This window comes from Rothia nasimurium (assembly GCF_004569295.1).
GTDB classification, from domain to species: domain Bacteria; phylum Actinomycetota; class Actinomycetes; order Actinomycetales; family Micrococcaceae; genus Rothia; species Rothia nasimurium_B.
In genome coordinates this window covers 57,578-80,530 of the sequence record NZ_SPQC01000007.1, presented here as the reverse complement: position 1 = coordinate 80,530, position 22,953 = coordinate 57,578, and the positions used below count along the sequence as shown (strand labels likewise).

The window sequence follows — 22,953 nt, the reverse complement described above, 5'->3', positions numbered from 1 at the left end:
GTCAGGCGGTTGATGACTATATCTATTGGTATAACAACGGTAGGCTTCAGGAGCGATTAAAGGGCCTGGCTCCGATGGGGTATCGGAGCCAGGCTTTGGCAGCCCTGACGGTCTAGGATTAAACCAGTCCAACTTTCGGGGGCTAGTTCAGTTGGGGCGGCGGGGCTTAGATGAAGAACGACGGGGCATTCCCCCATTCTTTCATGCACCGGTGTGCCTGCCCAAGCCACCTGTTAGAGTGGTACGGTGCGTTTAGTTATAGCTGATTGTTCCGTAGACTACATGGGCCGTCTCAATGCCCATCTGCCCCGTGCTACCCGCCTGCTCATGATCAAAAATGACGGCTCGGTGCTGATTCACTCCGACGGCGGCTCCTACAAACCCCTGAACTGGATGAGCCCGCCCTGCCGTCTGCATATTTCCCCTCGTGAAGAGTTCGAGGGCACCTCGGTAGCCGAGGATCTTGACCCTGATGTGAGCGAGCTGTGGACCGTGCAGGCCGCCAAGAGCGACGACAAGCTGGTGATTCGCGTCTTTGGCACCCACGGGGAACTCAGCCACGACCTGGGTATTGACCCCGGCCTTATTAAGGACGGCGTTGAAGCCGACTTACAGCGACTGCTGGCTGAACAGATTGAGCTTCTTGGCGCAGGTTACCGCCTGGTGCGCCGCGAGTACCCCACGGCAATCGGCCCGGTGGATATTTTGGCCAAGGACGCCGGGGGCGTCTCTGTGGCTGTCGAGCTCAAGCGTGTGGGCGACATCGACGGCGTAGAACAGCTCAGCCGCTACCTAGAGCTCCTCAACCGTGACCCCCTGCTAGCACCGGTTCAGGGTGTCTTTGCTGCCCAGCGCATCAAGCCCCAGGCCCGCACGTTGGCAGAAGACCGCGGCATCCGCTGCGTCGCTCTCGATTACGATGCCATGCGCGGAGTAGATGACGTGGAATCCCGCCTCTTCTAAGACAAGAAAATAGCTAAAAATAAGGACGCCGCCCTCCCCCATCTCTGGGGAAGGGCGGCGTCCTTTCGTCACAGTAATCTAGTTAGATCTGTGCGTGCTTAGCTGCGATGGTGACTCGATCGTTAGAGACGGTCAAGAAACCTTCGTGCAGGCGGGTGGTCTTCTTCTCACCGCTGGTTGCCTCAATCAGAAGCTCACCGTCTTCAGCGAGAAGGGCCATGGTGGGGATGTGACCGGGCATGATACCCAGGTCGCCATCGACGGTGCGCGCGCGCACGTACTTGGCTTCGCCAACCCACACGACTCGTTCACGGGAAACGACTTCAACTTTCAGTGCCATGATTACTTGGCTCCAAACTGTGCCTTGATTTCCTCGTAACGGCGCATGACGTCGTCCATACCACCGATGTTGTAGAAGGCCTGCTCGGGGATGTGGTCAACATCGCCGCGGCAGATCATCTGGAAGGATTCGATGGTGTCCTTGATCGGCACGGTTGAACCTTCGACACCGGTGAACTGCTTTGCAGTGTAGGTGTTCTGTGAGAGGAACTGCTCGATGCGGCGGGCACGTGAAACAACGACCTTCTGCTCTTCGGAGAGTTCGTCAACGCCGAGGATGGCGATGATGTCCTGAAGTTCCTTGTTTTCCTGCAGGATAGCCTTGACCTGGATTGCGGTGTCGTAGTGCTCCTGACCGATGTACTGGGGGTCCAGGATTCGGGAGGTGGAGGACAGGGGATCAATCGCGGGGTACAGACCACGTGAAGCAATCTCACGGGAGAGCTCGGTGGTTGCATCCAGGTGGGCGAAGGTGGTTGCAGGTGCGGGGTCGGTGTAGTCGTCCGCAGGAACGTAAATTGCCTGCATGGAGGTGATGGAGTGACCACGGGTTGAGGTGATGCGCTCCTGCAGCAGACCCATTTCGTCGGCCAGGTTGGGCTGGTAGCCCACAGCGGACGGCATGCGGCCGAGCAGGGTTGAAACCTCAGAACCTGCCTGGGTGAAGCGGAAGATGTTGTCGATGAAGAGCAGAACGTCCTGGTTCTGAACGTCACGGAAGTATTCCGCCATGGTCAGGCCGGTCAGCGCAACGCGCAGACGGGTTCCCGGAGGTTCGTCCATCTGGCCGAACACAAGAGCGGTGTCCTTCAGAACGCCAGCTTCTTCCATTTCAACCCAGAGGTCGTTACCTTCACGGGTACGCTCACCGACGCCGGTGAATACTGAGGTACCACCGAAGTTGCGGGCAACGCGGGTAATCATTTCCTGGATCAGAACGGTCTTACCAACGCCTGCACCACCGAAGAGACCAATCTTACCGCCCTTAATGTAGGGGGTCAGAAGGTCGATGGACTTGATGCCTGTTTCCAGCATCTCGGTCGAACCTTCGAGGTCTGCGAAGCCGGGGGCTGCGCGGTGGATGGGCCAGTAGGTGTCAGCCTTGATTTCGTCGTTGGAGACGTCGAGGGCGTCACCGAGGACGTTGAAAATGTGGCCCTTGACGCCGTCACCTACGGGGACGGAGATGGGAGCGCCGGTGTCAACTACAGCCTGGCCGCGGACGAGACCGTCGGTCTGCTGCAGGGAGATTGCGCGTACCAGTGAGTCACCGAGGTGCTGGGCAGTCTCGAAGGTGATCTTACGGGTGGTGCCGTTGAGGGTCAGATCAGCGGTCAGCGCGTTGTAGATATCAGGTACCTGGCCGGCAGGGAACTCAACGTCAACGACAGGGCCGATAACGCGAGCAATGCGACCGGTTGCGCCCTGAGCCGGCGCGGTAGCCGATTCGTTCAGAGTGGCAGTCATTGTTCTCACTTACCTATGTAGAGAGTGGAAAGTTGTCTGGTGGATTAGGAGGCGAGTGCGTCGGCGCCGCCAACAATTTCGCTGAGCTCCTGAGTAATTTCTGCCTGGCGAGCGTTGTTCATCAGGCGGGTGTACTTCTTGATGAGCTCGTCAGCGTTATCACCTGCGGACTTCATCGCGCGCTGGCGGGACGCCAGTTCGGAGGCCGCTGCTTCTAGCAGGCACGCATAGATGCGGGAGGCGATGTAGCGGGGCAGCAACTCGTCGAGAACTTCCTGGGGGCTGGGCTCGAATTCAAAGACTGAGTTCTGCTGGAACTGGTCGTCTTCGAGACGTTCGCCGGGCAGGATTTCTTCACCGAGTTCGCGTGCGTCTGCTACCTCGATGGGGAGCAGGCGCAGGACGCGGGTTTCCTGGCTGACCATGGAGACGAATTCGGTGTAGATGATATGAAGGTCATCGACTTCGCCGTTTTCGTAGGCTGCCAGGATGGCGTCGCGTGCTGCAACGGCCATCTCGATGTTGGGGTTGTCGGTGTTACCTTCCCAAGCCTGCTCGTATTCACGTTCGCGGAAGTCAAAGTAGGACTTTGCCTTGCGACCGATGAGATAGAGCTTGACATCACGTCCCTCACCGCGGAGCTTCTCAATAAGACCCTCGGTTTTTTTGAGGACGGATGAGGAGTATGAACCCGCAAGGCCGCGGTCGCTGGTGAGGACGAGAACTGCGGAGCGACCGGTCTTTGCCTTTGAGCGTGCGTTAAGCAGGGAGTGCTCAATGTGGTGCTGGGTCGCGATGGCAGTGACGGCCTTGGTCAGCGCATTTGCGTAGGGGCTAGCGGCCTCTGCGCTCTTACGTGCCTTGTTAATGCGTGAGGTTGCGATCATCTCCATCGCCTTGAAGATCTTCTTCATAGACGATGTTGAAGTAATCTTTTGGCGGTAAACCCTAATCTGGGCTCCCATAGAGATTCCTTTCACTCCTAGGGTGAGGGCCCCTCCCCCAGGTTCTGTTGGAGGGGCATCTCACCTGCTAGGAAAATCGCTAACCGATGGTTTCCTGTGATACTTCGCTGTCTGACAGGGGCTGGTGCTCTTCGTGGCCGACCTCAACGAGGTGGCTGGTGCCTTCTGAGCGGAAGCCCTGCTTGAAGTCAACGATGGCAGTCTTGAGAGCTGCTACGGTTTCGTCTTCGAGCTTGCCTGATGCTGCGATGTCCTGCAGTACTGAGGTGGAGCGGCGCAGGTGGTCGAGGAACTCTGATTCGAAACGCAGAACGTCTGAAACTTCGAGGTCATCGAGGTAGCCGTTGGTGCCTGCCCAGATTGAGACAACCTGGTCCTCAACTGCGTAGGGGGTGTACTGGGGCTGACGCAACAGCTCGGTGAGGCGAGCACCGCGGGTCAGCTGGGCCTTTGAGGCTTCGTCCAGGTCGGAAGCGAACATTGCGAAGGCTTCCATGGCGCGGTACTGAGCAAGGTCGAGCTTGAGGGTACCGGAGACCTTCTTCATAGCCTTGGTCTGTGCTGCACCACCTACACGGGAGACGGAGATACCTACGTCGACCGCAGGGCGCTGGTTAGCGTTGAAGAGGTCTGACTGCAGGAAAATCTGGCCGTCGGTGATGGAAATGACGTTGGTGGGAATAAAGGCTGAAACGTCGTTTGCCTTGGTTTCAATAATCGGGAAGCCGGTCATTGAACCTGCACCCAGCTCGTCGGAGAGCTTTGCACAGCGCTCGAGCAGGCGGGAGTGGAGGTAGAAGACGTCGCCGGGGTATGCTTCGCGGCCCGGAGGACGACGCAGCAGCAGTGATACCGCACGGTAGGCTTCTGCCTGCTTTGAGAGGTCATCGAAGATGATGAGGACGTGCTTGCCGCCGTACATCCAGTGCTGGCCGATGGCGCTACCGGTGTAGGGAGCCAGGTACTTGAAGCCTGCTGCGTCAGATGCGGGGGAAGCCACGATGGTGGTGTATTCCAGTGCGCCCTGCTGCTTGAGGGTTTCGCATACTGCTGCGATGGTTGATGCCTTCTGACCGATAGCAACGTAGACACAGCGAACCTGCTTGTTGGGGTCGCCGGTTGCCCAGTTGTCCTTCTGGTTCAGGATGGTGTCAACCGCGATAGCGGTCTTACCGGTCTGGCGGTCACCAATGATCAGCTGACGCTGGCCGCGGCCAATCGGGATCATGGCGTCGATTGCCTTGAGACCGGTCTGGAGGGGCTCGTGAACTGACTTACGCTGGGTAACGCCGGGAGCCTGAAGTTCGAGGGCGCGGCGGCCTTCGGCTTCAATGTCGCCCAGGTCATCGATGGGGTTGCCCAGGGGGTCAACTACGCGGCCCAGGTAGGCGTCGCCTACGGGTACTGAGAGAACCTCGCCGGTACGGTGAACTTCCTGGCCTTCTTCAATGCCGGTGAAGTCACCGAGGATGATGACACCGATGTCACGAGTGTCGAGGTTCTGTGCCAGGCCAAGGGTGCCGTCTTCGAAGCGAAGCAGCTCGTTAGCCATTACTGAGGGAAGGCCCTCAACGCGTGCGATGCCGTCGGATGCTGATGCAACACGACCCACCTCTACGCGCTCTGCATTGCCGGGTTCGTAAGACGCTGCGAATTCGTTCAGCGCGTTACGAACATCATCGGCGTTGATGGTCAAATCGGCCATCTTATGTCCCTGCTCTCCTAATTTGTTGGTGTGCCTGCCGACTGACGGCAGGCCCACCGAAACTTGTGTGACGTGCTCGGGTTGTGTTTCTTAGGCTTAACCCGATGTCGTCTGTGTATCTTCTAAATCACCGTCGAGGTCTCGACTGTGTAAATCGCCTATGCGAAAGCGCGGCTGAGTTCTGACAGTCGGGTGGACAGTGAGCCATCGATGACTTCGTCCCCTACCTGCACGTGCAGACCGCCCAGAAGTGCGGGGTCTACGGTGATGTCGAGCTTCAGCTCCTTGCCGTAGGTCTTGTTGAGTGACCCCTGCAGCTTTGCAATCTGCTCTGCAGTCAGCGCGGTTGCTGAGGTAACTCGTGCGATCCAACGGTTTTGACGCTTGACGATGATTTCTACGAACTCGTTAGCCAGACGGGCTGCGGTGGTTCCGCGGGCCGCAGTGGCAACTCGTTCTAGCAGAAGCTTGCCTTCAGCGGTAGCTACACGGCCACCGAGGCTGACAGCCAGCTTCTTGAGTGCTTCCTTGCTTGCCCTGGTATCGGCAAGAGCAGCCTGTGCTTCTGCTGAGGCATCAACGGTGTTGATGAAGGTCAGCAGTTCGTTGACGGTCTGCTCCAGTGCATCGATACCTCCGCGCTGTTCAGCAGAAAGCGCTACTGAGGTGACAGCGGTTGTTTCGAGGGCATCAGCCAGATCGCGTTCTTCGCTCCAGCGGGCTTCTGCTGCTGCAGAAACGATAGCCAGAGCGGCGTCGGAAATCTTGCCGCCCAGAACGGAGCGGGCGATGCCTGCTCGCTGCGCTGCTTCGCGGGAAGGATCGGTTAGACCTCGCCGGAACCCGCCGTTGCTGTCGATAACGTCGACAACAGCGAAGAGCTCTTCTGCGAGGTGGGTCGGGTTATCGGTAGGCTGGGCCACCAGAACCTGTTCCACCTTGTTCAGTGATTCAGTCGATACTGCTGCCATTAGCGGGCTGCACCTGCCTGCTGCTGCGCGTCAAGGTCAGCAAGAAAACGATCGACTACACGTGCGGATCGCTCATCATCGTTGAGGGATTCGCCCACAATCTTGCCAGCTAGTGAGGTTGCCAGAGCGCCAACTTCGGTACGAAGTGATGCTGCGGCAGCTGCACGTTCTGCCTCGATAGTCTTCTGGGCGTTTTCGGTGATGCGAGCGGCCTCAGCGTTTGCGCGCTCCTTAGCTTCTGCCACGATGGCGTCGCCTTCGGCGCGTGCTTCTTCGCGAATCTTCTGAGCTTCCAGACGAGCGCTTTCGAGCTGCTGGCCGTACTCTTCGCGTGCTGCCGCGGCCTCTGCCTGAGCCTTTTCAGCCTTGGCTAGACCACCCTCAATTGCTTCTTTACGGTCCTGGTAAATCTTTTCGAATGCCGGGACAACGTACTTGGTGACGATGAAGAGGAGGAGCAGGAACCCGATGGCGGTAATGGCGATTTCCCAGACATTGGGGATCAGAGGGTTCGCGCCCTCTGCTGCTGCCATTAAGTGAGACATAGGGGGTTTTCCTGTTCTATAGTTTGGTCAATCTTTCGGCGGGGCCAAAAATTACTTGATAAACGCAAGAACCAGGCCGAGAACTGCCAGTGCTTCAACCAGTGCGAAGCCCAGGAAGAGCATGGGCTGCAGGGTGCGCTGTGACTCGGGCTGACGGGCAACAGAGGTCATGTAGGCTGCGAAGATCAGACCTACGCCGATGCCACCGCCGATAGCTGACAGACCGTAACCAACTGCGGTAAGTGAACCGGTGAGTTCCATGATGTTTGTTTCCTTTCACAGTGCCCCTTGCGGTTTGTGTGTTGTGTAAGGGGCAGAGTTTTGATGTGGACACTCCCCGCTAAAGCGGGTTGCTTTTCTCGTCCGCCGGTGTGCCCGACGGAGAAAACCTATATTTTTAGTGGCCTTCTGAGACCGAGCCCTGCAGGTAGACCGCAAGAAGCAGGGTGAAGACGTAGGCCTGGATGACCTGAATCATGAGTTCCAGGAAGTAGAGGAAGAGACCCAGGGCGCCTGAACCAACCGAGGCGATAGCGGCGATGCCACCTGCTTCAACAATCAGGTACTGGGTAAGGGATGCTGCAACCATAATCGCCAGGTGGCCACCGAACATGGTAGCGAAGAGACGCAGAGCGTGGGTTGCGGGGCGGATGAGCATGTTGGACATGAACTCGATGGGAATCAGGATGACGTAGACCAGCGGGGGCACGCCGGAGGGCATGGTCATGTCCTTGAAGAACTTACCCAGACCCTTGCGCTTGATACCAACACCAACCCAGGTCAGGTAAGCGATACCTGCCAGGGCGTAGGCGGAACCTACATGAGACATGGTGGGCAGCTGGACGAAGGGAATTGAACCGTAGAGGTTGTTCACCAGAATGAAGAAGAAAGCGGTGAAGAGCAGGGGAACGAAAGGCTTGTAGTGGTGGGCGCCAATCAGTTCCTTGCCCAGGCTGTTACGGACCAGGCCGTACCCCATTTCGCCCACGAACTGGGTACGTGAGGGAACCATGGCACGCTTGCGGGCAGCGAAGAGGAAGAAACCAGCAACGATGACCACCGACAGGATGACCAGAAGCATCTGCTTGCTGAACTCAAAATCACCGATCATGAAGATGGCAGGCAGGTGCATATCATCGATAGTGGGCGGAACGTAGCCCTGCTGCTCTCCCGCTGCGACAACTAGCCCGTTTGAAATCAAGGCAAGTCCTTTCATTGCTTCGTGTTGGCCGCTGGCTCCAGCAACCTCAGAGGTTTAAAGAATCAAAAGTATGTGTGTGCCAACCGGTTCCAGTTGGTCTTATTTACGCTGCTGCATGTGGATAAATACCAGGTAGATACCACCAAAGGCGCCAACGAATCCGCCTACCCAAGCAATCCAGGTTGTACCTAGCAAGTGGTCCAGACCATAGCCTACCAAACTCCAGATACCAATGCCTATCATGACGTAGAGAAGCGTCATAAAGGCCCCGGCTGTTCCGCCACCGGCAACCAGGTCGCCAGCAGAGCGTAACTGCTTTTCTTGCTTGTACCACTTATCGTCGGTGTTACCCACGGGTGTATGCTCCTTTGCCTAGTTTCATCCTACCGAATCGAAATAGAGGATTCTCTGTTTCGAGATAATTTTCGTTTCAATGACAAGCTGGGCCACCAGTGCCAGGACGGCTCCGGTGAGAAGCCAGCCGTTACGAAAATCCTGCGGTATAGGGGCGAACACTAAGAGGCCGGTGAAAACCATAATCTTGAACGGATACATGGCCGCTAGAGCCGTTGCCGCCGCTTTCATCGACTTCTTCTCAGCCGGTATCACAACCATGATTCCGACCGCGAAACTGAGATAAACCAGGGCAAGACCCGTAAGGAACCCACCCGCAGCCGGTTTACCTGCGATAAGTACACCAACTATCGTACCGACTAGGGCCAAGATAGCCAAAGCCAGTGAGACGAACCGAAAGATTTTTAACCAGGGCATCTCGTTGATGCCCAGCGGCTTAGTCCCCATTTTTCTGACGCACCTTCCCGAGCAAGGTCGGCAAAAAGACGTAAAGGGTCAAGATAAGCACAACTAACAGGGCAGACCAAACAGCGTTCTGAGTTTCAAAGGGCAAAGCCAGAACAGTCACAGCGGTCACCATTAAAGTAGTGAGCGTCACAAGGATTGCACTGCCCAGGTGGCTGAAACCGACGTCCGTCAACCGCTGATAGGCGTGGGTGCGATGGGGTTTGTACCACTGCTCACCCCGCACGATTCGGCGCAATAGCGTAGTTCCGGTATCTGCCAGGTAGACCAGCAGGGGGGCAAGAATATATTCCACGTAAACCCCCGAAAGGAAAGCACCCACCGCCATAGAAGCGATAGCTCCCCCCAGGAAGTAGGAACCGGCGTCCCCCAGGAAAACATTCTTACCGGTGCGCACGTTCCAGGGCAGGAAGGCCAGGTAGGCCGCTGCCACGGCTGCTCCCCCGGCAAGTAGCCAGGGCATTTGGTTGACCCAGCCCGCGTAGGCATAAGCCCCGCCCACGGCAAAGCCGTGCAGACCCGAGATGCCGTTAATGCCGTCCATAAAGTTCACCACGTTGATATAGGCGGCGATCGCAAAGACGCCTAGGGGAACCCAGAAGATGGAGGTCCCCAACATCAAGGTCATTCCCAGAGTGACGATAACTCCAATGAGTAGCTGGGCAGCAAAGCGAACCTTGATAGAGACCCCTCGGTAGTCCTCCATCCAGCCCAGAGCACCCGATGCCACCATGCCAAAGAGTACGAAGAGGGCGATAGACCGATCAGTAAAAATCTGTCCGTCGATGAGGGCAACCAGGTAGGCCAGCACCGCTGCGAGTGCGGTTGCCAGCCCCATGCCTCGGAAGACCGGGGAGCTGTGGGAGGACCGTGCGGTGGGGATGTCGACCAGGTTCCAGCGATGCAGGAGCGGACGCACGGCGAAGGGTAAGAGCAGACCGGCGACCAAGGCGACGGTGGTGGGTACCAGAAGCAGGGCCAGAAGTTCTGAGGTGGTCATTAGGCCTCCTGCCCCCGATGCTCGGTGCGGTCGTACCCGCGGTGGCTGCGGTAGTTTTCGAGCCAGCGGGCGTAGTCAAGGTCAGCGGGGTCAAGCCTGGGGGCTTGAGCCCTCATGATATTTTCGTTCTCTTCGCTGCGCTGGTGCACCTCGTCCTGGCCAAAAAGCACCTCGTCGCGCTTTTCGCCAGCGCGCAGGCCAATGATGTCGATGGCTACATCGAAGCGTTCATAGAGGCTGCGCATATGTTCAGCGACCTTGAGAATCTTGACCGGCTCGCCCATATCGAGCACCATCACCTCGCCGCTGCGACCGATTGCCCCGGCCAGCATGACCAGCAGGCAGGCGTCCGGAATCAGCATGAAGTAACGGGTGGCATTCCGGTCGGTCACGGTCAGGGGGCCGCCGTCCAGAATCTGCTTGGTAAAGAGGGGCTTAATAGAACCGCGAGAGCCAAAAACATTGCCAAAGCGCACCGAGACATAGGTACGGCCAGTCTGCTCGCCATACCAGCTCGTCAGCATTTCTGCGCTGCGCTTGGACTGCCCCAGGGCAGTGGTAGGGTCAGCGGCCTTATCGGTCGAGATATTCACAAAAACCTGAACATCAACCTGAGCTGAAGCCTTAAGTACGTTTGCGGTGCCCAGGATATTGGTTTTGTAGGCTTCCTTGGGGTAAGCCTCAAGGGCAGAGACATGTTTAAGGGCGGCAGCATGAAATACAACCTCAGGTTGACGTTCAGCAAACACCGCCTCTAGGGCCTCAAAATCCCGTACGTCAGCCAAAACCACGCTGGGATCATCCAGGCTTGATAGGCCGGTCAGGGAATACCGGGTATCCATGAGCAGGGACTCATCTCGGTCGAGCATCATGAGCTCAGCCGGCTGATAGGCACTAATCTGGCGACAGAGCTCAGAGCCGATTGACCCGCCTGCACCGGTCACAAGCACCCGTCGGCCCTGCACGTAGCTACGAATCAGGTCATGGTTGATCTTGTAGTCAATTGTGCCGCGAATCTTCTCAAGAAGCTCCCGCTCATTGTTCTCTTCGCTGCGGCGATGGGCCTGCCCCATGTCGGGAACAGCAGAGTTAATGCGTATGGTCTCTACGCCCAGTTCTTTCATGCTCTGGGCGATGCGGACCAGGCGTCGTTCAGGAATCTCTTCGCCAATAGCAATAAGCACCTTCTCAGCCTGGTGGTGTTTTACCAGGGCCGCCAGATCAGCGCTGGTTCCCTCAACCTTAACCGAATGAATACGGGCGTTACGCACCGACCGGTCATCGTCAACAATCGCGACCGGCAGGTACTTGGCCTTGGGGTCGGTCATCAGGGTTGAAATCAGGTTGCGCCCCAGAAAACCTGCACCGTAAACAATCACCCGCTGTACATCTTTACCGCTGGGGCGGTTGGTTTTTTCCTCATAGATTCGCTTGCTGTAGCGGAAGCCCATCATCAGCAAAACAGCGATGGGGAAAGCAATCAGCACCACAGAGCGGGGCACGCCAAAGGCACGGGACGACACCAGAAGCAGTATCTGCATAATGCAGATATTGGCAAACATCAGGGGGTAGAGCTTGCTTCCCTCTTGCAGGGTGCCGTAGCTGTGGACGCCGCGGTAGAGACCCATCATCAGACCACCACCGATTTGTAGGGCGACCATCACCAGGGCGACCGCGGTTAGCCCGCCTGCATCAATCTGGCTGAGGTCCATGCCGTAGCGCAGAACAAAGGCAGCGGGAAGGGCTAGTAGCCAGGCTAGGGAGTCTAGCCCCATCTGCACGTACTTCCACCAGGTCTTCCGCTCGGTGCTCGATGTCAGAATGGGAATAGAGGTGGTCTGCGGGGACGATTCTTTAGACATTGCTGCCCTTCTCTTTCTTCCCCTGCGGGGTTCGGCCGGTCATGGCCCTAAAGGCCCGGGTGCGCAGTTCTTCTGGTGCTAGGCGGTAGACACCGCGTATGGCTAGGTTCTGCGCGAAGCGGACAGGGCCCAGCACTCCCCCGCTATAGAGCCTGCGCTGGACCTGAAGATCCTTCCGCAGGGCCTGAATGCCCCCGCGTCGTGTGTAGGCAGTGGAGACCCGGTAGCTCACCAGGGGCTGGCTCAAGTTGCCCAAGACGAACCCGGCCCGACTCATGCGGGCCCAGAGCCAATAGTCTTCGGCTCCCGGAACCTCAACGTAGCTGCCAACGGCCTCTACAGCGCTCTTGCGGAAGACCACCGTAGGGTGCAGCATGGGATTGCGTTTCGGAAGCATCTCTCGGATAGCTCTCGCCCCGGTCACAGCCTTCCGTTCGGCCTCGGGGCGGGCGGGGTCGTCCGTAAATTCGTACATGGCGCTACCCAGCACGTCGTACTGGCCCGCGGCAAGCAGAGGAACCTGCTGGGCAAAACGGTCAGGAGCAGAAACATCGTCTGAGTCTGCTCGGGCCACAATATCGTAGTCGCAGTAGGTGAGCCCCTCGTGCAGAGCGGCAGCTAGCCCGTGGTTCTTGGCAAGGCGCACCACGGTCATAGGCAGGGAACTCTGCTCTTCAAAATCAGCGATAACCTGAGAAAGCTCAGCGCCCACGGGGCCATCCTGCACCAGCACCAGCTGATTGGGGCGCAGGGTTTGGCCCTCGGCATTCGAGGCTAGGGCCAGGCGCAGATGCTCGGGCTGATCCCCGGCATAAACGCTCATCAAGACAGAGAACTTGGGGTCGCTCCCGTAGTTTTCTTTGACGCGCTGGGCCAGCTGGGGGGTTTCAAGCTGGTAGACGCCGTCCAGTACCTCATTGTTCGAGCGATAGCCGGCGGCGGCGTCCTGAAGCCCCTTGAGGAAGTAGCCGGTGTAGGTCTTCTTCTCATCCGTGCGCAGCAGAGTACTAACCCACAGACGGGCCGTCGAACCGCCGTAGAGCAGCTTTTCCAGCGGGGTCAGGGTACGACGGGCACAAAAAACCCAGAGCTTATTGCGCACATCGTTGTAGAAACGAGGGCCAGGTTTGGCGTCTGTGGTACCAAAGGTCTTGGTGTGGTGACGGGCTACCGACCGCTCGGTAGCAATACCGTTGCTGTGGTGAATCAGGCGGGTGGTGTATTCGAAGTCGTCATTCCAGATAAAGAAGTCTGCCAGGGGCAGGTCGGTGGACCGCATGGCGGCAGCATCCATCAGGATTGAGACAAAGGACGCCGAGCGGATGGGGCGGGCGCCCACAGCGGCTGCCCGCGCGGTACGGTCGGGGCCCGCGGCGAACATGGTACGCATGGTGTTCATAGGGTGATCCTGGCCGTTGGTCCACACCACCTTAGAGGCCACGACGGCCGGGCGCTCTGCCCGCGCCGGGGAATAGTCAGCCCAGGCCCGGTATGCCTCAGACAGGGTATTCTCGGTAGGTTCGGTGTCGTCGTCCATGACCCAGACCAGGTCTGCCGCATGGTGATTTAGGGCCCGGTCGATGCCCACAGTGAAGCCGCCTGCGCCGCCCACGTTCTGCGGCAGGTGCACAATGTCGGTAGCCAGCGAACTCCGATAGCTGCCCAGGTACTCTTCGGTGCCGTCGGTAGAAGCATTATTGACGACGATGACCGTATCGGGGGTCAGTTCCCCCGCCTCTATCCCGGCTAGAGTCTGTTCAAGCAGCTCACGGCGGTTATAGGTCACCACTACAGCAACAATGCGCTCCTGGAGGCGCACCTGGGGTGTCGGGGCAGATACCATGGGCAAACAGGTCCTTTCGTGGGGTGAGGCCACCTGCAAAGTCGTGCTTACCCCGATTTCAGGGCACAAAACACACAACTCTATCTAAGTTTAGCGAACTCACCTGTGGATTATCCCAGCGCAGTCAGCCAGAAGCCCAAACCTTAGCCCTTTTGTGGCCTGCCCTACGTGTTTTTTGGTTCGGCCTATGTCACCCTAGGGGTAGGGGCACAGACGACCCACCGGTAACCACTGCACGGACGGAGTAAAGGCATGGCTCAGGCCACATGGAAAGTAATTGGGGCAAGCGGGTTTGTGGGTTCATCGATTGTAGCCCGGCTAGCTGCCGAAGGCGTTCAAGTCGATGCTGTTGAGGCTCCCCGTCTGCTCACGCGCACGGCCGAAGCCAACCAGCTCATTCGCGAAGCCCGGCAGCTAGACGGCATTATCGACACTCTCGCTGAATCTTTTGCCGGGTGCGAAGTTGTCATCAATGCTTCGGGCCTGGCTGCCCCTGACCAGGAAGACCTAGCTCCTCTGCTAGGCGCTAATGCCCTGCTGCCTGCGGTCATTGCAATTGCCGCCCAGCGCACCGGGGTCAGCAGGGTAATCCACCTGAGCTCTGCTGCTGTCTTAGGGCCGGTCCCTGTTCTCAGTGCAGAGGCAGAACCACAGCCTTTCTCTGCCTACTCTTTCTCGAAGGCCCTGGGTGAAGAGGTGCTTCTAGCCCTGCGGGTCTTTATCGAAGAAACAGCTGCTCAGGGGCAGGCTCCCGGCTCTGAAGCGTCAGAGTTCCCGGCTGCTCCCTCCCGCTCCCCCGTCGCTGTAGCCGGGGATCATGCAGTCGATATCTGCATTATCCGGGCCACGAGTGTGCAGGGCCGTGGCCGCCGAACCACCGAGGCTTTCGCAAAAATCGCCTCCTCACCGCTGGCGTCCGTCGCAGGGCGCACCCCGCGTCGTACCCCGGTCTCCTCTAACTACGCCCTGGCAGAATTCGTCTACCGGGTAGCCAGTTTCGTAGGCCCCCTGCCCGGCATCGTAATGCAGCCCTGGGAGGGCACAACCACCGAGTCCGTCCTTATTGACGCAGGACGCCGCCGCCCCCTACACCTACCGCCCCCCCTCTGCCGGGCCCTGGTCGCCACCGGCTACAGGGTCTCTGAGCTCCTGGGTGACCGTCTAACCGGGCCCGTCCGCCGGGTTGAGGTGATGTGGTTCGGTCAGGATATCGACGATTCGTGGGCTCAAAAAAATGGCCTGGTGCCCCAAGCACGGGTGAGCGAGGTGCTTCGCACCGCCCACAGCGCACTGGGCACCAGGCAAGACCGCAAGTTTGAAAACTAGACGGTAGGAGTGCCTTCTTTGCCCTCACCATCCGCTTCGGTCAGCGGCTCGGCGGGGGCTTCTTTCTGGGCTCCAAAAACCAGGGAACGGGCATCGGCCACCGAGTAGGGCTTGGTGTTGTCTTGTACCACGCGGGTCTCGGGAGCATGAGCGCTGGCGGTACGGCGCTGGTCAACAGCTGCGGTGCCGCTAGTACCGCCCACCAGCCCCGCAGCGAGTGAACCAGCTACAGGAACGGCGGCCTGGCGGGGGGTAGCCTCAACCTCTTCTGTCTCAAACTCATCCACCTGGCGGGGCGAAAACTCTGTATCTTCCATCACCTCTGAGCTAGCTACCAGAGCTGACTCGGCTTCGCGGCGGGCCTTCTCCTGGGCCTCAAACTCAGCGCGAGTAAGCACACCGGGCACGACCTCGCGCAGGCGCTCTACTGAAATTGCGCCCTCACGCACCACAACCAGGCGGTCAGAGGTGCAGTCCACGATGGTCGAAGGTAGGGCGTCCTTGGTTTCGAAGCCCTCAGGACGGTTCTCGGGGCGGGGCCCACCGTCAAAGATAACGGCCACGTCATCGCCCAGCTGGGCAATGGCTTCCTGGGCGGTTGTGGCTGCCGAGCGCCCGGTCTTGTTGGCTGAAGAAACAGCCAGAGGGCCCAGGTTTTTCAGAAGCTCGATAGCAACCGGGTCGTTAGGCACGCGCAGGGCAACGGTGCCCTGGGTCTCGCCCAGGTCCCAGTTCAGAGAGGGCTGGGAGTAGAAAATCAGGGTGAGAGCACCGGGCCAGAACTCGGTAGCCAGGGCGCGGGCGTCCTCAGAAATCTCATCAGCCAACCCCGGCAGCACAGACTGGTCGTAAATGAGTACCGGCGGGGGCATCTGCCGGGTACGGCCCTTAGCGGCAAGCAGGTTCCCAACGCCCTCAATGGAGAAGGCGTCAGTGGCGATACCGTACACAGTGTCGGTAGGAATCACGATGGTCTTGGCTGCGCCGATTGCTGAATTGGCGGTCGCGATGGCGTCGCCCAGGGTCTCAGGGTCGGTTGCACTAACAATGGTTGCTTTCACGCTCATTATTCTTTCACATTCTTAGGTGCCTGGTAACGGTTTATAGCCCGAGGTGTGACGGGGTTTACCCGCGAAGTCGTCAATAGATTCGATACCTTCAAAGCCGGCGGCGGCAAGAGCCTGACGCATCAGTTCCCACTGGGTCTCGGCGTGCTCCATAATCAGATAGCCACCGGGAGCTAAGAGAGAGTAGGCCCGGGCTGCGATGGCGGCAGGTAGCTCCATGCCGTCCTCTCCCCCGCCGTAGAGAGCCAGGGCCGGGTCGTGATCGCGGACCTCTGGGTCTTTAGGAATTGCCCCGGCAGGGATATAGGGCGGGTTGGAGGCCACCAGGGTAACGGCTCCCTCGTACCCGGGTAGGGCCGTACGGGCATCACCCGCTACCAGTTCCACCCCGGCAGGGCCCAGGTTACGCTCGGCCCAGGCAGCAGCTTCGGTCGAGAGTTCGACGGCAAGGACGCGCGGGGTCGGCACCTGTTCATCGGTGGCCAGCTCGGTAGCGAGGGCAGCTGCAATAGCACCTGACCCGGTACACAGGTCAACCACTAGGGGCTGAGCGGGCAGGGCCTCAGCCATGCCCCGGTAGGCGGTGAGGGCGTGCTCCACCAGTAGCTCGGTCTCGGGGCGGGGTACAAAAACCCCCGGCCCCACCGACAGGGTCAGAGCCCGGAAATGGGCCTGGCCGGTCAGGTGCTGGAGGGGCAGACGCTCACCGCGCAGGGTCACCAGACGGGCAAAGCCCCCAGGTACCGGATTCCCTAGCAGGGCCAGGGACTGAACGCGACCCCTCGATACCGGCTCACCGGCGTCCTTCTCCAACAGGTAAGCGGCAAGAAGCTGCGCGTCTACCGCAGCCGAGTCGATACCGGCTGCGCCAAGATAGAGCGCAGCCCGGCGAAGGGCTGAATCAAGCTCTTCGCCGGGCTCCAGGCTAAAATCAGCCACGCTTATTTGTCTTCCTGACCGAGCTTCTCAAGGCGGGCAGCCTCGTCCATTTCGATAGCGGACTGCACAACAGCCTCAAGATCGCCGTTGAGTACGGCGTCCAGGTTGTAGGCCTTGTAGCCGGTGCGGTGGTCGGCAATACGGTTTTCAGGGAAGTTGTAGGTGCGGATGCGCTCTGAACGGTCCATGGTGCGCACCTGGGAGTGGCGCTTCTCGGCGTTCTCGGCGTCAATCTGCTCCTGCTGCCAGGCAAGCAGACGGGCACGGAGCACGCGCATAGCAGCTTCACGGTTCTGAATCTGTGACTTCTCGTTCTGCATAGCAACCACGATGCCGGTGGGCAGGTGGGTAATACGCACAGCGGAGTCAGTGGTGTTCACCGACTGGCCACCGGGGCCAGAAGACCGGTAGACGTCAATCTTCAGGTCGTTCTGGTTAATCTCGATTTCCTCGGGCTCATCGACCTCGGGGAAGACCAGCACACCGGCGGCTGAGGTGTGGATACGGCCCTGGGACTCGGTCGCCGGTACACGCTGCACGCGGTGCACGCCACCCTCGTACTTGAGGTGGGCCCAGACACCCTCAGCAGGGTCATTCGAGGTGCCCTTGATAGCTACCTGGGCGTCCTTGTAGCCGCCCACGTCGGTGGTCTGGGAGGAAATCATTTCGGTCTTCCAGCCCTTAGACTCGGCGTAGCGGGTGTACATGCGCAGCAGGTCAGCAGCAAAGAGGGAAGCCTCGTCGCCGCCTTCGCCACCCTTGACTTCGAGAATAACGTTGCGGCCGTCGTCCGGATCACGGGGAATCAGCAGACGGCGCAGCTTCTCTTCTGCCTCGGGCAGCTGGGCTTCAAGCTCCTTGACCTCGTCAGCAAAGTCGGGGTCTTCGGCGGCCATCTCGCGGGCAGCTTCGATATCGTCGCGCAGGGTGTTCACGCGGTTGTAGGCTTCAACGATGCCGTTGAGCTCTGAGTAGCGGCGCCCCAGCTTACGGGCCTTGCCCTGGTCAGCGTGGACGGCGGGGTCAGCCAGCTGCTTCTGGAGGTCTGCATGCTCGTCGAGCAGACCCTGGATAGATTCAATCACGGTGATGTCCTTTCCTTATTCGCCGTGGCCCAGGCCGCTCTTAGCAACGGTGAGCAGGAATTCGACGTTGGACTGGGTCTCGCGCAGCTTGGAGAGCAGAACAGACAGGGACTGTTCCTGGTCCATGCCTGCCAGCACACGGCGCAGGCGCCACATAATCTTGACCTCGTCGGGTGAGAGCAGGGCCTCTTCGCGGCGGGTTGAGGACGCGTTGAGGTCGATGGCGGGGAAGATACGCTTGTCTGCCAGCTGGCGGGAAAGGCGCAGTTCCATGTTGCCGGTGCCCTTAAATTCTTCGAAGATAACCTCGTCCATCTTGGAGCCGGTCTCAACCAGGGCGGTCGCCAGAATGGTCAGTGAGCCGCCTTCTTCGATGTTGCGGGCAGCACCGAAGAACTTCTTGGGCGGGTAGAGGGCAGCTGCGTCTACACCACCGGAGAGAATGCGACCTGAGGCAGGGGCTGCCAGGTTGTAGGCACGGCCCAGGCGGGTCATAGAGTCCAGCAGGACGACGACGTCGCGGCCCTGCTCCACCAGACGCTTGGCGCGCTCAATGGCGAGCTCAGCAACGGTGGTGTGGTCATCTGCCGGGCGGTCAAAGGTGGAGGCGATCACCTCACCGTTGACGGTGCGCTGCATGTCGGTAACTTCTTCGGGGCGTTCGTCCACCAGAACCATCATGAGGTGAACCTCGGGGTTGTTGGTGGTAATCGCGTTGGCGATGGACTGCAGCATCAGGGTCTTACCGGCCTTGGGAGGTGCCACAATCAGGCCACGCTGGCCTTTGCCGATGGGGGCAATCAGGTCAATGACGCGGGTACCGAGCTTCTTAGGCTCGGTCTCCAGGCGCAGGCGCTCCTTGGGGTAGAGCGGGGTGAGCTTGTTGAACTCGCGGCGCCCCTTGGACTCTTCGGGGGTCAGGCCGTTGATGGAGGTCAGCTGCACCAGGGCGTTGAACTTCTGGCGGTTGTTGTTATCGCCTTCGCGGGGGGCGCGGATGGTACCGACCACTGCGTCGCCCTTGCGCAGGCCGTAACGCTTGACCTGGGCCAGGGAAACGTAAACGTCGTTGGTACCGGGCAGGTAGCCGGAGGTACGCACGAAAGCGTAGTTATCGAGGACGTCGAGCACACCGGCAACGGGAATCAGTACGTCGTCTTCGCTGATCTCGGGCTCGTAGTCGTCGCGGCGGTTGTTACGGCGTTCGCGGCGCTCTGCCTGACGGTCGCGGCGGTTCTTGCGGTTGTTACGGCGGTCTTCGTCGGGGCCGTTGTTGTTCTGGCGGTCGTTGCGCTCAGCGCGGTTGTCGCGGTCGTTCTTGCTACCGCGGTCGCGGTTGTCGCGATCCTGCTTGTCGCCGCGGTCCTGACGGTTGTCGCGGTCGTTGCGGTCACGACGGTTCCTGCGCTCAAAACGCTCGTTCTTCTCGCCGTTCTCAGCGGAGGTGTCGTTCTGCTCGGCGGAATCGACGTTCTCGCCCTCGTTCTTGCGGCGACGGTCGGTACGGGTGCGCTTGGCGCCCTCTTCGCCCTCGTTCTGCTCATTGCGGGCAGCCTTCTGGGACTCCAGCCCGTCAAGGGCAGCTTCAACTGCCTCAAGGGCTGAGGTATCGGGCTTGGTCTCCTTCTGGGCCTCAGCGGCTACGGTTGAGCTGGTGGCGCGGCGGTTACCGCGACGCTTAGTAGCGGGCTTCTCAGAAGTAGCTTCAGCAGGTGCATCAGCGGCTTCGGCAGCGTCCTGCCCCTTGGGCTGCTCTGCTTCAGCGGCCTTCTCGGCTGCGGTCTTGCGGGTACGAGTGCGCTTAGGCTTCTCTGCCTGATCTGCGGTTTCAGCAGGACGGTCGGCTACAGCTGAGCCACGCTGGTGGGCTGAAATAGCCTCAACCAGATCTGATTTACGCATGCGGCGGGCGCCGGTAATACCTAGCTGGGAAGCCAGGGACTGGAGCTGAGCAAGTTTGAGGGTGCTCAGGCTGGGGGACTTCTGCTCAGCCGCTGCTGCGGCCTCCGTACCTGCGGTCAGGTCGGTGTTTTCTGCCACGAAGATTCCTTCTCTCGAAATGTCGTTGATTTTGCGGGTTGTTCTGGCGCAACAGATGCGCCATGCCCAGAGCGGGCGAGTGATAGTTTCAGGGGTCAGGTGACGCTGTCGCTGGAAAAGCGAGAGTATCAGGTGACCCGGGTTCGGGCGCCCGGCTGCACCAAACGGTGGCTGACGGGATACCCGGCAAGGGAACGCCCCCACTAGTCAGTGAAAGACGTAAATGAACGGTTAAACCTGCTGAGGCTTCTACAGACCTGCCAAACCGTGGGATGAGGCCAACACAGGCGAGCCCGGGCACGAATAGTGCTGGAGCGCGCTAGGCGGTTTCCTCATAAGTAAGCATAACACCTTTAGTGTCGATATCGATATCGAGCACCCGCCAGCTTACAGCCCGGTTCTCGTGCTGATTAGGCTCGCTTTCGGTGACGAAGGCCTCAATGGCTTCACGAACTCGGGCGCGTTCGTCCGCCCCGTTGGCCAGGGCCATGACGGTGGGGCCGGCCCCCGAAATCACTGCGGCAAAGCCCTTGCCGCGCAGGTACTTAACCAGGGCCGCTGAGGGCTTCATAGCAACGGCACGGTAGGACTGGTGTAGCAGGTCGCTGGTTGCGGGCAACAGGTAGTCGGGGTAGGACGCCAGTGCCTGGGTCAGCAGGGCTGCACGGCCGGAGTTGACGGCAGCCTCCCGGTGGGGAACGGTCTCAGGAATGAGGCCGCGGGCTACCTTGGTCGGCACCTCGTAGTCAGGAATTGCGATGACCGGCAGTACGTTCTCGTGGGCCGGTACGGGCAGGGAGTGCCAGCCCGAGTCGTCCCCGTAGGAGATGACGACGTGGCCGTAGAGGGAGGGGGCCACGTTATCGGGGTGCCCCTCCATGCCCGAACAAATCTGTAGTACGGCCTCGTCATCAAGCTGTAGTTCGGCGGGGAGCAGGCCGTTCGCTGCGGTCACACCGGCCACGATGGCTGAAGCGGAGGACCCCATACCGCGGGAATGCGGGATGCGGTTATGGGCCTGAACGTGCAGGGAGGGTAGCTCAAAAAGCCCCACGGCTTTCCAGGCAGTCACCATGGCCTTGATAACCAGGTGGCTGGCATCCTGCGGAACCTCGTCCGCCCCCTCACCGGTGAGATTAAAGGTCAACTCCCCCACCCCGGGCACGCGGGTAACCGTCAGGTCATCATAGTGAGCCAGGGCCAGACCGAGAGAGTCATAGCCGGGACCGAGATTGGCTGAAGAAGCCGGGACCTTGACGGTCACGCGCACGCCAAGAGGGATTACATCGGGCTGGACGAAGGGCTCGTCTGAGCCGTCGATCATGGGAAGTGACATAAGAATCGGTGTTTAGCCTTCTACGCGGATAACGGAGGTGATGTCGCGGACGGTATCGAGGGCGTCCACCACGGCCATGGTCTTGCGCAGGTTAGCGTCGGTGGCGCGGTGGGTGACGATACGGATGGAGGCGCTGGTGCCGTCGCCGGTACCCTTAGCCTGGCGCATGGTCTCGATAGAGACACCGTGCTCGGCAAAGATACGGGCGATGTTGGCCAGAACACCCAGCTTGTCTTCCACGACGATACCCACAGAGTAGCGGGAGACAACGTCGTTCATGGGAGTGGCAGTCAACTGGGCAAAGGAGGACTCCGGGATGCCGGGGCCACCGAGCACCAGGCGGCGGGAGAGGGAAACGAAATCACCCAGTACCGCAGAGGCGGTAGGAGCTCCGCCTGCGCCGGGGCCGTAGAACATGAGTTCACCGGCGTTTTCAGCCTGCACGAAGACAGCGTTGAAAGCACCGTGGACGGACGCCAGCGGGTGGGTGCGGGGTACCAGGGTGGGGTTCACGCGGATGTTGACGCCCTCGCCGTCCTTTTCACAGACCGCAAGGAGCTTGATGACGTAGCCGTCGGCAGCAGCTGCTGCCACGTCGTCGGCGGTGATGGAGGTAATGCCCTCGCAGTGAACGTCGTCGATGGTGAAGTCAGAGTGGAAGGCCAGGGAGGCAACAATCGCGGCCTTAGAGGCGGCGTCGTGGCCCTCGATATCGGCGGTGGGGTCAGCTTCGGCGTAGCCCAGGCGCTGGGCCTCGGCCAGGGCGTCGGTGAACTGGGCGCCGGTGGTGTCCATCTGGTCCAGGATGTAGTTGGTGGTGCCGTTCATGATACCCAGTACGCGGGTAATCTGGTCACCGGCCAGAGAGTCGCGCAGAGGGCGCAGGATGGGGATAGCGCCAGCAACCGCTGCCTCGTAGGAGAGCTGGGCCCCGCTCTTAGCGGCGGCAGCAGCCAGTTCTACACCGTGTTTAGCCAGCAGAGCCTTGTTACCCGATACCACCGACTTGCCGGCGGTCAGGGCACGCAGGATGCGGGTGCGGGCAGGCTCGATACCGCCGGTGAGTTCAATGACCACATCGGCAGCGTCAATCAGCGCCTCAGCATCGGTGGTGTAGAGCTCGGGTGCAGCCTCATAGTGGCGCTTGGCTGAGGTATCGCGCACGGCAATACCGATGAGCTCAACCGGCGCACCAATGCGGTCTTGCAGGGACTCGGCATCTTCGGTGAGCATGCGGGCTACCTGTGAGCCGACGTTACCAGCGCCCAGTAGCGCTACTTTGATGGTGGTGTTGCCCAAGAGCGTCTCCTGACGTAGATGGGAAATAGGTTCAGGGGGTACGCTCACCATGCTAGCGGGTAAGACAGCGTAACCCAGAGTATGAACTTTATTTTCTCACGGAGTGGTTAATAGCAGGACGCCGCCTCACCGCTCCCTGCCCGCAGGCAGGGAGGCTGGCAGGCGGCGTCCTGGTGAAGAA

The 22,953-nt window shown here is 59.8% G+C and carries 22 protein-coding genes; 3 read left to right on the top strand and 19 right to left on the bottom strand.

Going from position 1 to position 22,953, the window contains the following annotated elements; all coding sequences use genetic code 11:
• Nucleotides 1-116 (top strand): IS3 family transposase (locus E4U03_RS03185; protein WP_135011154.1); only part of this gene is annotated, 116 nt, incomplete at its 5' end.
• Nucleotides 117-246: 130 nt separating this feature from the next.
• Nucleotides 247-963 (top strand): endonuclease NucS, encoded by a 717-nt coding sequence (nucS, locus tag E4U03_RS03180; RefSeq protein ID WP_135011543.1) that lies wholly within the window; start codon nucleotides 247-249, stop codon nucleotides 961-963.
• 82 nt (nucleotides 964-1,045) lie between these two features.
• Here the strand turns inward: nucS and E4U03_RS03175 are convergent, their stop codons facing one another.
• The 13 genes from E4U03_RS03175 to E4U03_RS03115 form a co-directional block, all read right to left on the bottom strand.
• Nucleotides 1,046-1,303: a F0F1 ATP synthase subunit epsilon gene (locus tag E4U03_RS03175; protein WP_135011542.1), complete on the bottom strand. Its 258-nt coding sequence runs from the start codon at nucleotides 1,301-1,303 to the stop codon at nucleotides 1,046-1,048.
• 2 nt (nucleotides 1,304-1,305) lie between these two features.
• Complete coding sequence (gene atpD, locus E4U03_RS03170) at nucleotides 1,306-2,769, bottom strand: F0F1 ATP synthase subunit beta (RefSeq protein ID WP_135011541.1); 1,464 nt, start codon at nucleotides 2,767-2,769, stop codon at nucleotides 1,306-1,308.
• 44 nt (nucleotides 2,770-2,813) lie between these two features.
• Nucleotides 2,814-3,734: a F0F1 ATP synthase subunit gamma gene (locus tag E4U03_RS03165; RefSeq protein ID WP_135011540.1), complete on the bottom strand. Its 921-nt coding sequence runs from the start codon at nucleotides 3,732-3,734 to the stop codon at nucleotides 2,814-2,816.
• Between the two features lie 79 nt (nucleotides 3,735-3,813).
• Nucleotides 3,814-5,439: a F0F1 ATP synthase subunit alpha gene (gene atpA, locus E4U03_RS03160; RefSeq protein ID WP_135011539.1), complete on the bottom strand. Its 1,626-nt coding sequence runs from the start codon at nucleotides 5,437-5,439 to the stop codon at nucleotides 3,814-3,816.
• 158 nt (nucleotides 5,440-5,597) lie between these two features.
• Complete coding sequence (locus tag E4U03_RS03155) at nucleotides 5,598-6,410, bottom strand: F0F1 ATP synthase subunit delta (RefSeq protein ID WP_135011538.1); 813 nt, start codon at nucleotides 6,408-6,410, stop codon at nucleotides 5,598-5,600.
• Nucleotides 6,410-6,955 (bottom strand): F0F1 ATP synthase subunit B, encoded by a 546-nt coding sequence (locus E4U03_RS03150; protein WP_135011537.1) that lies wholly within the window; start codon nucleotides 6,953-6,955, stop codon nucleotides 6,410-6,412. The genes E4U03_RS03155 and E4U03_RS03150 overlap by 1 nt, the downstream gene beginning before the upstream one ends.
• Before the next feature lie 51 nt (nucleotides 6,956-7,006).
• Nucleotides 7,007-7,216: an ATP synthase F0 subunit C gene (gene atpE / locus E4U03_RS03145; RefSeq protein WP_135011536.1), complete on the bottom strand. Its 210-nt coding sequence runs from the start codon at nucleotides 7,214-7,216 to the stop codon at nucleotides 7,007-7,009.
• A gap of 136 nt (nucleotides 7,217-7,352) precedes the next feature.
• A complete protein-coding gene (atpB, locus tag E4U03_RS03140; RefSeq protein WP_135011535.1) occupies nucleotides 7,353-8,156 on the bottom strand; it encodes a F0F1 ATP synthase subunit A in 804 nt (267 codons plus the stop codon).
• A 99-nt stretch (nucleotides 8,157-8,255) separates the two neighbouring features.
• Nucleotides 8,256-8,510: a hypothetical protein gene (locus tag E4U03_RS03135; protein WP_135011534.1), complete on the bottom strand. Its 255-nt coding sequence runs from the start codon at nucleotides 8,508-8,510 to the stop codon at nucleotides 8,256-8,258.
• A gap of 24 nt (nucleotides 8,511-8,534) precedes the next feature.
• Nucleotides 8,535-8,957 (bottom strand): hypothetical protein, encoded by a 423-nt coding sequence (locus E4U03_RS03130; protein ID WP_135011533.1) that lies wholly within the window; start codon nucleotides 8,955-8,957, stop codon nucleotides 8,535-8,537.
• On the bottom strand, nucleotides 8,947-9,975 hold the full coding sequence (locus E4U03_RS03125) for an MraY family glycosyltransferase (RefSeq protein WP_135011532.1): 1,029 nt from the start codon (nucleotides 9,973-9,975) through the stop codon (nucleotides 8,947-8,949). Before E4U03_RS03125 ends, E4U03_RS03130 begins: the two co-directional genes overlap by 11 nt.
• Nucleotides 9,975-11,837, bottom strand: coding sequence for a polysaccharide biosynthesis protein (locus E4U03_RS03120; protein ID WP_135011531.1), 1,863 nt, complete (start codon nucleotides 11,835-11,837; stop codon nucleotides 9,975-9,977). The genes E4U03_RS03125 and E4U03_RS03120 overlap by 1 nt, the downstream gene beginning before the upstream one ends.
• Nucleotides 11,830-13,680, bottom strand: coding sequence for a glycosyltransferase (locus E4U03_RS03115; protein ID WP_135011530.1), 1,851 nt, complete (start codon nucleotides 13,678-13,680; stop codon nucleotides 11,830-11,832). The genes E4U03_RS03120 and E4U03_RS03115 overlap by 8 nt, the downstream gene beginning before the upstream one ends.
• Nucleotides 13,681-13,932: 252 nt before the next feature.
• On the opposite strand from E4U03_RS03115, the gene E4U03_RS03110 reads away from it, so the two are divergent.
• The gene (locus E4U03_RS03110; RefSeq protein WP_135011529.1) at nucleotides 13,933-15,006 is read left to right on the top strand and encodes an NAD-dependent epimerase/dehydratase family protein; all 1,074 of its coding nucleotides are present in this window, start codon (nucleotides 13,933-13,935) and stop codon (nucleotides 15,004-15,006) included.
• On the opposite strand, the gene E4U03_RS03105 is transcribed toward E4U03_RS03110, so the two are convergent.
• From E4U03_RS03105 to E4U03_RS03080, 6 genes are all read right to left on the bottom strand, one after another.
• A complete protein-coding gene (locus E4U03_RS03105; RefSeq protein ID WP_245207655.1) occupies nucleotides 15,003-16,067 on the bottom strand; it encodes an L-threonylcarbamoyladenylate synthase in 1,065 nt (354 codons plus the stop codon). The two genes, E4U03_RS03110 and E4U03_RS03105, sit on opposite strands and share 4 nt — an antisense overlap.
• Nucleotides 16,068-16,088: 21 nt before the next feature.
• Entirely contained in the window at nucleotides 16,089-17,012 is a 924-nt protein-coding gene (locus E4U03_RS03100) for a N5-glutamine methyltransferase family protein (protein WP_245207654.1), read from the bottom strand.
• 2 nt (nucleotides 17,013-17,014) lie between these two features.
• A complete protein-coding gene (prfA, locus tag E4U03_RS03095; protein WP_135011527.1) occupies nucleotides 17,015-18,097 on the bottom strand; it encodes a peptide chain release factor 1 in 1,083 nt (360 codons plus the stop codon).
• Nucleotides 18,098-18,112: 15 nt separating this feature from the next.
• Complete coding sequence (rho, locus tag E4U03_RS03090; protein ID WP_135011526.1) at nucleotides 18,113-20,137, bottom strand: transcription termination factor Rho; 2,025 nt, start codon at nucleotides 20,135-20,137, stop codon at nucleotides 18,113-18,115.
• Nucleotides 20,138-20,456: 319 nt separating this feature from the next.
• The gene (gene thrB, locus E4U03_RS03085) at nucleotides 20,457-21,473 is read right to left on the bottom strand and encodes a homoserine kinase (protein WP_228065745.1); all 1,017 of its coding nucleotides are present in this window, start codon (nucleotides 21,471-21,473) and stop codon (nucleotides 20,457-20,459) included.
• Between the two features lie 12 nt (nucleotides 21,474-21,485).
• A complete protein-coding gene (locus E4U03_RS03080) occupies nucleotides 21,486-22,823 on the bottom strand; it encodes a homoserine dehydrogenase (protein ID WP_135011525.1) in 1,338 nt (445 codons plus the stop codon).
• Between the last annotated feature and the right edge of the window lie 130 nt (nucleotides 22,824-22,953).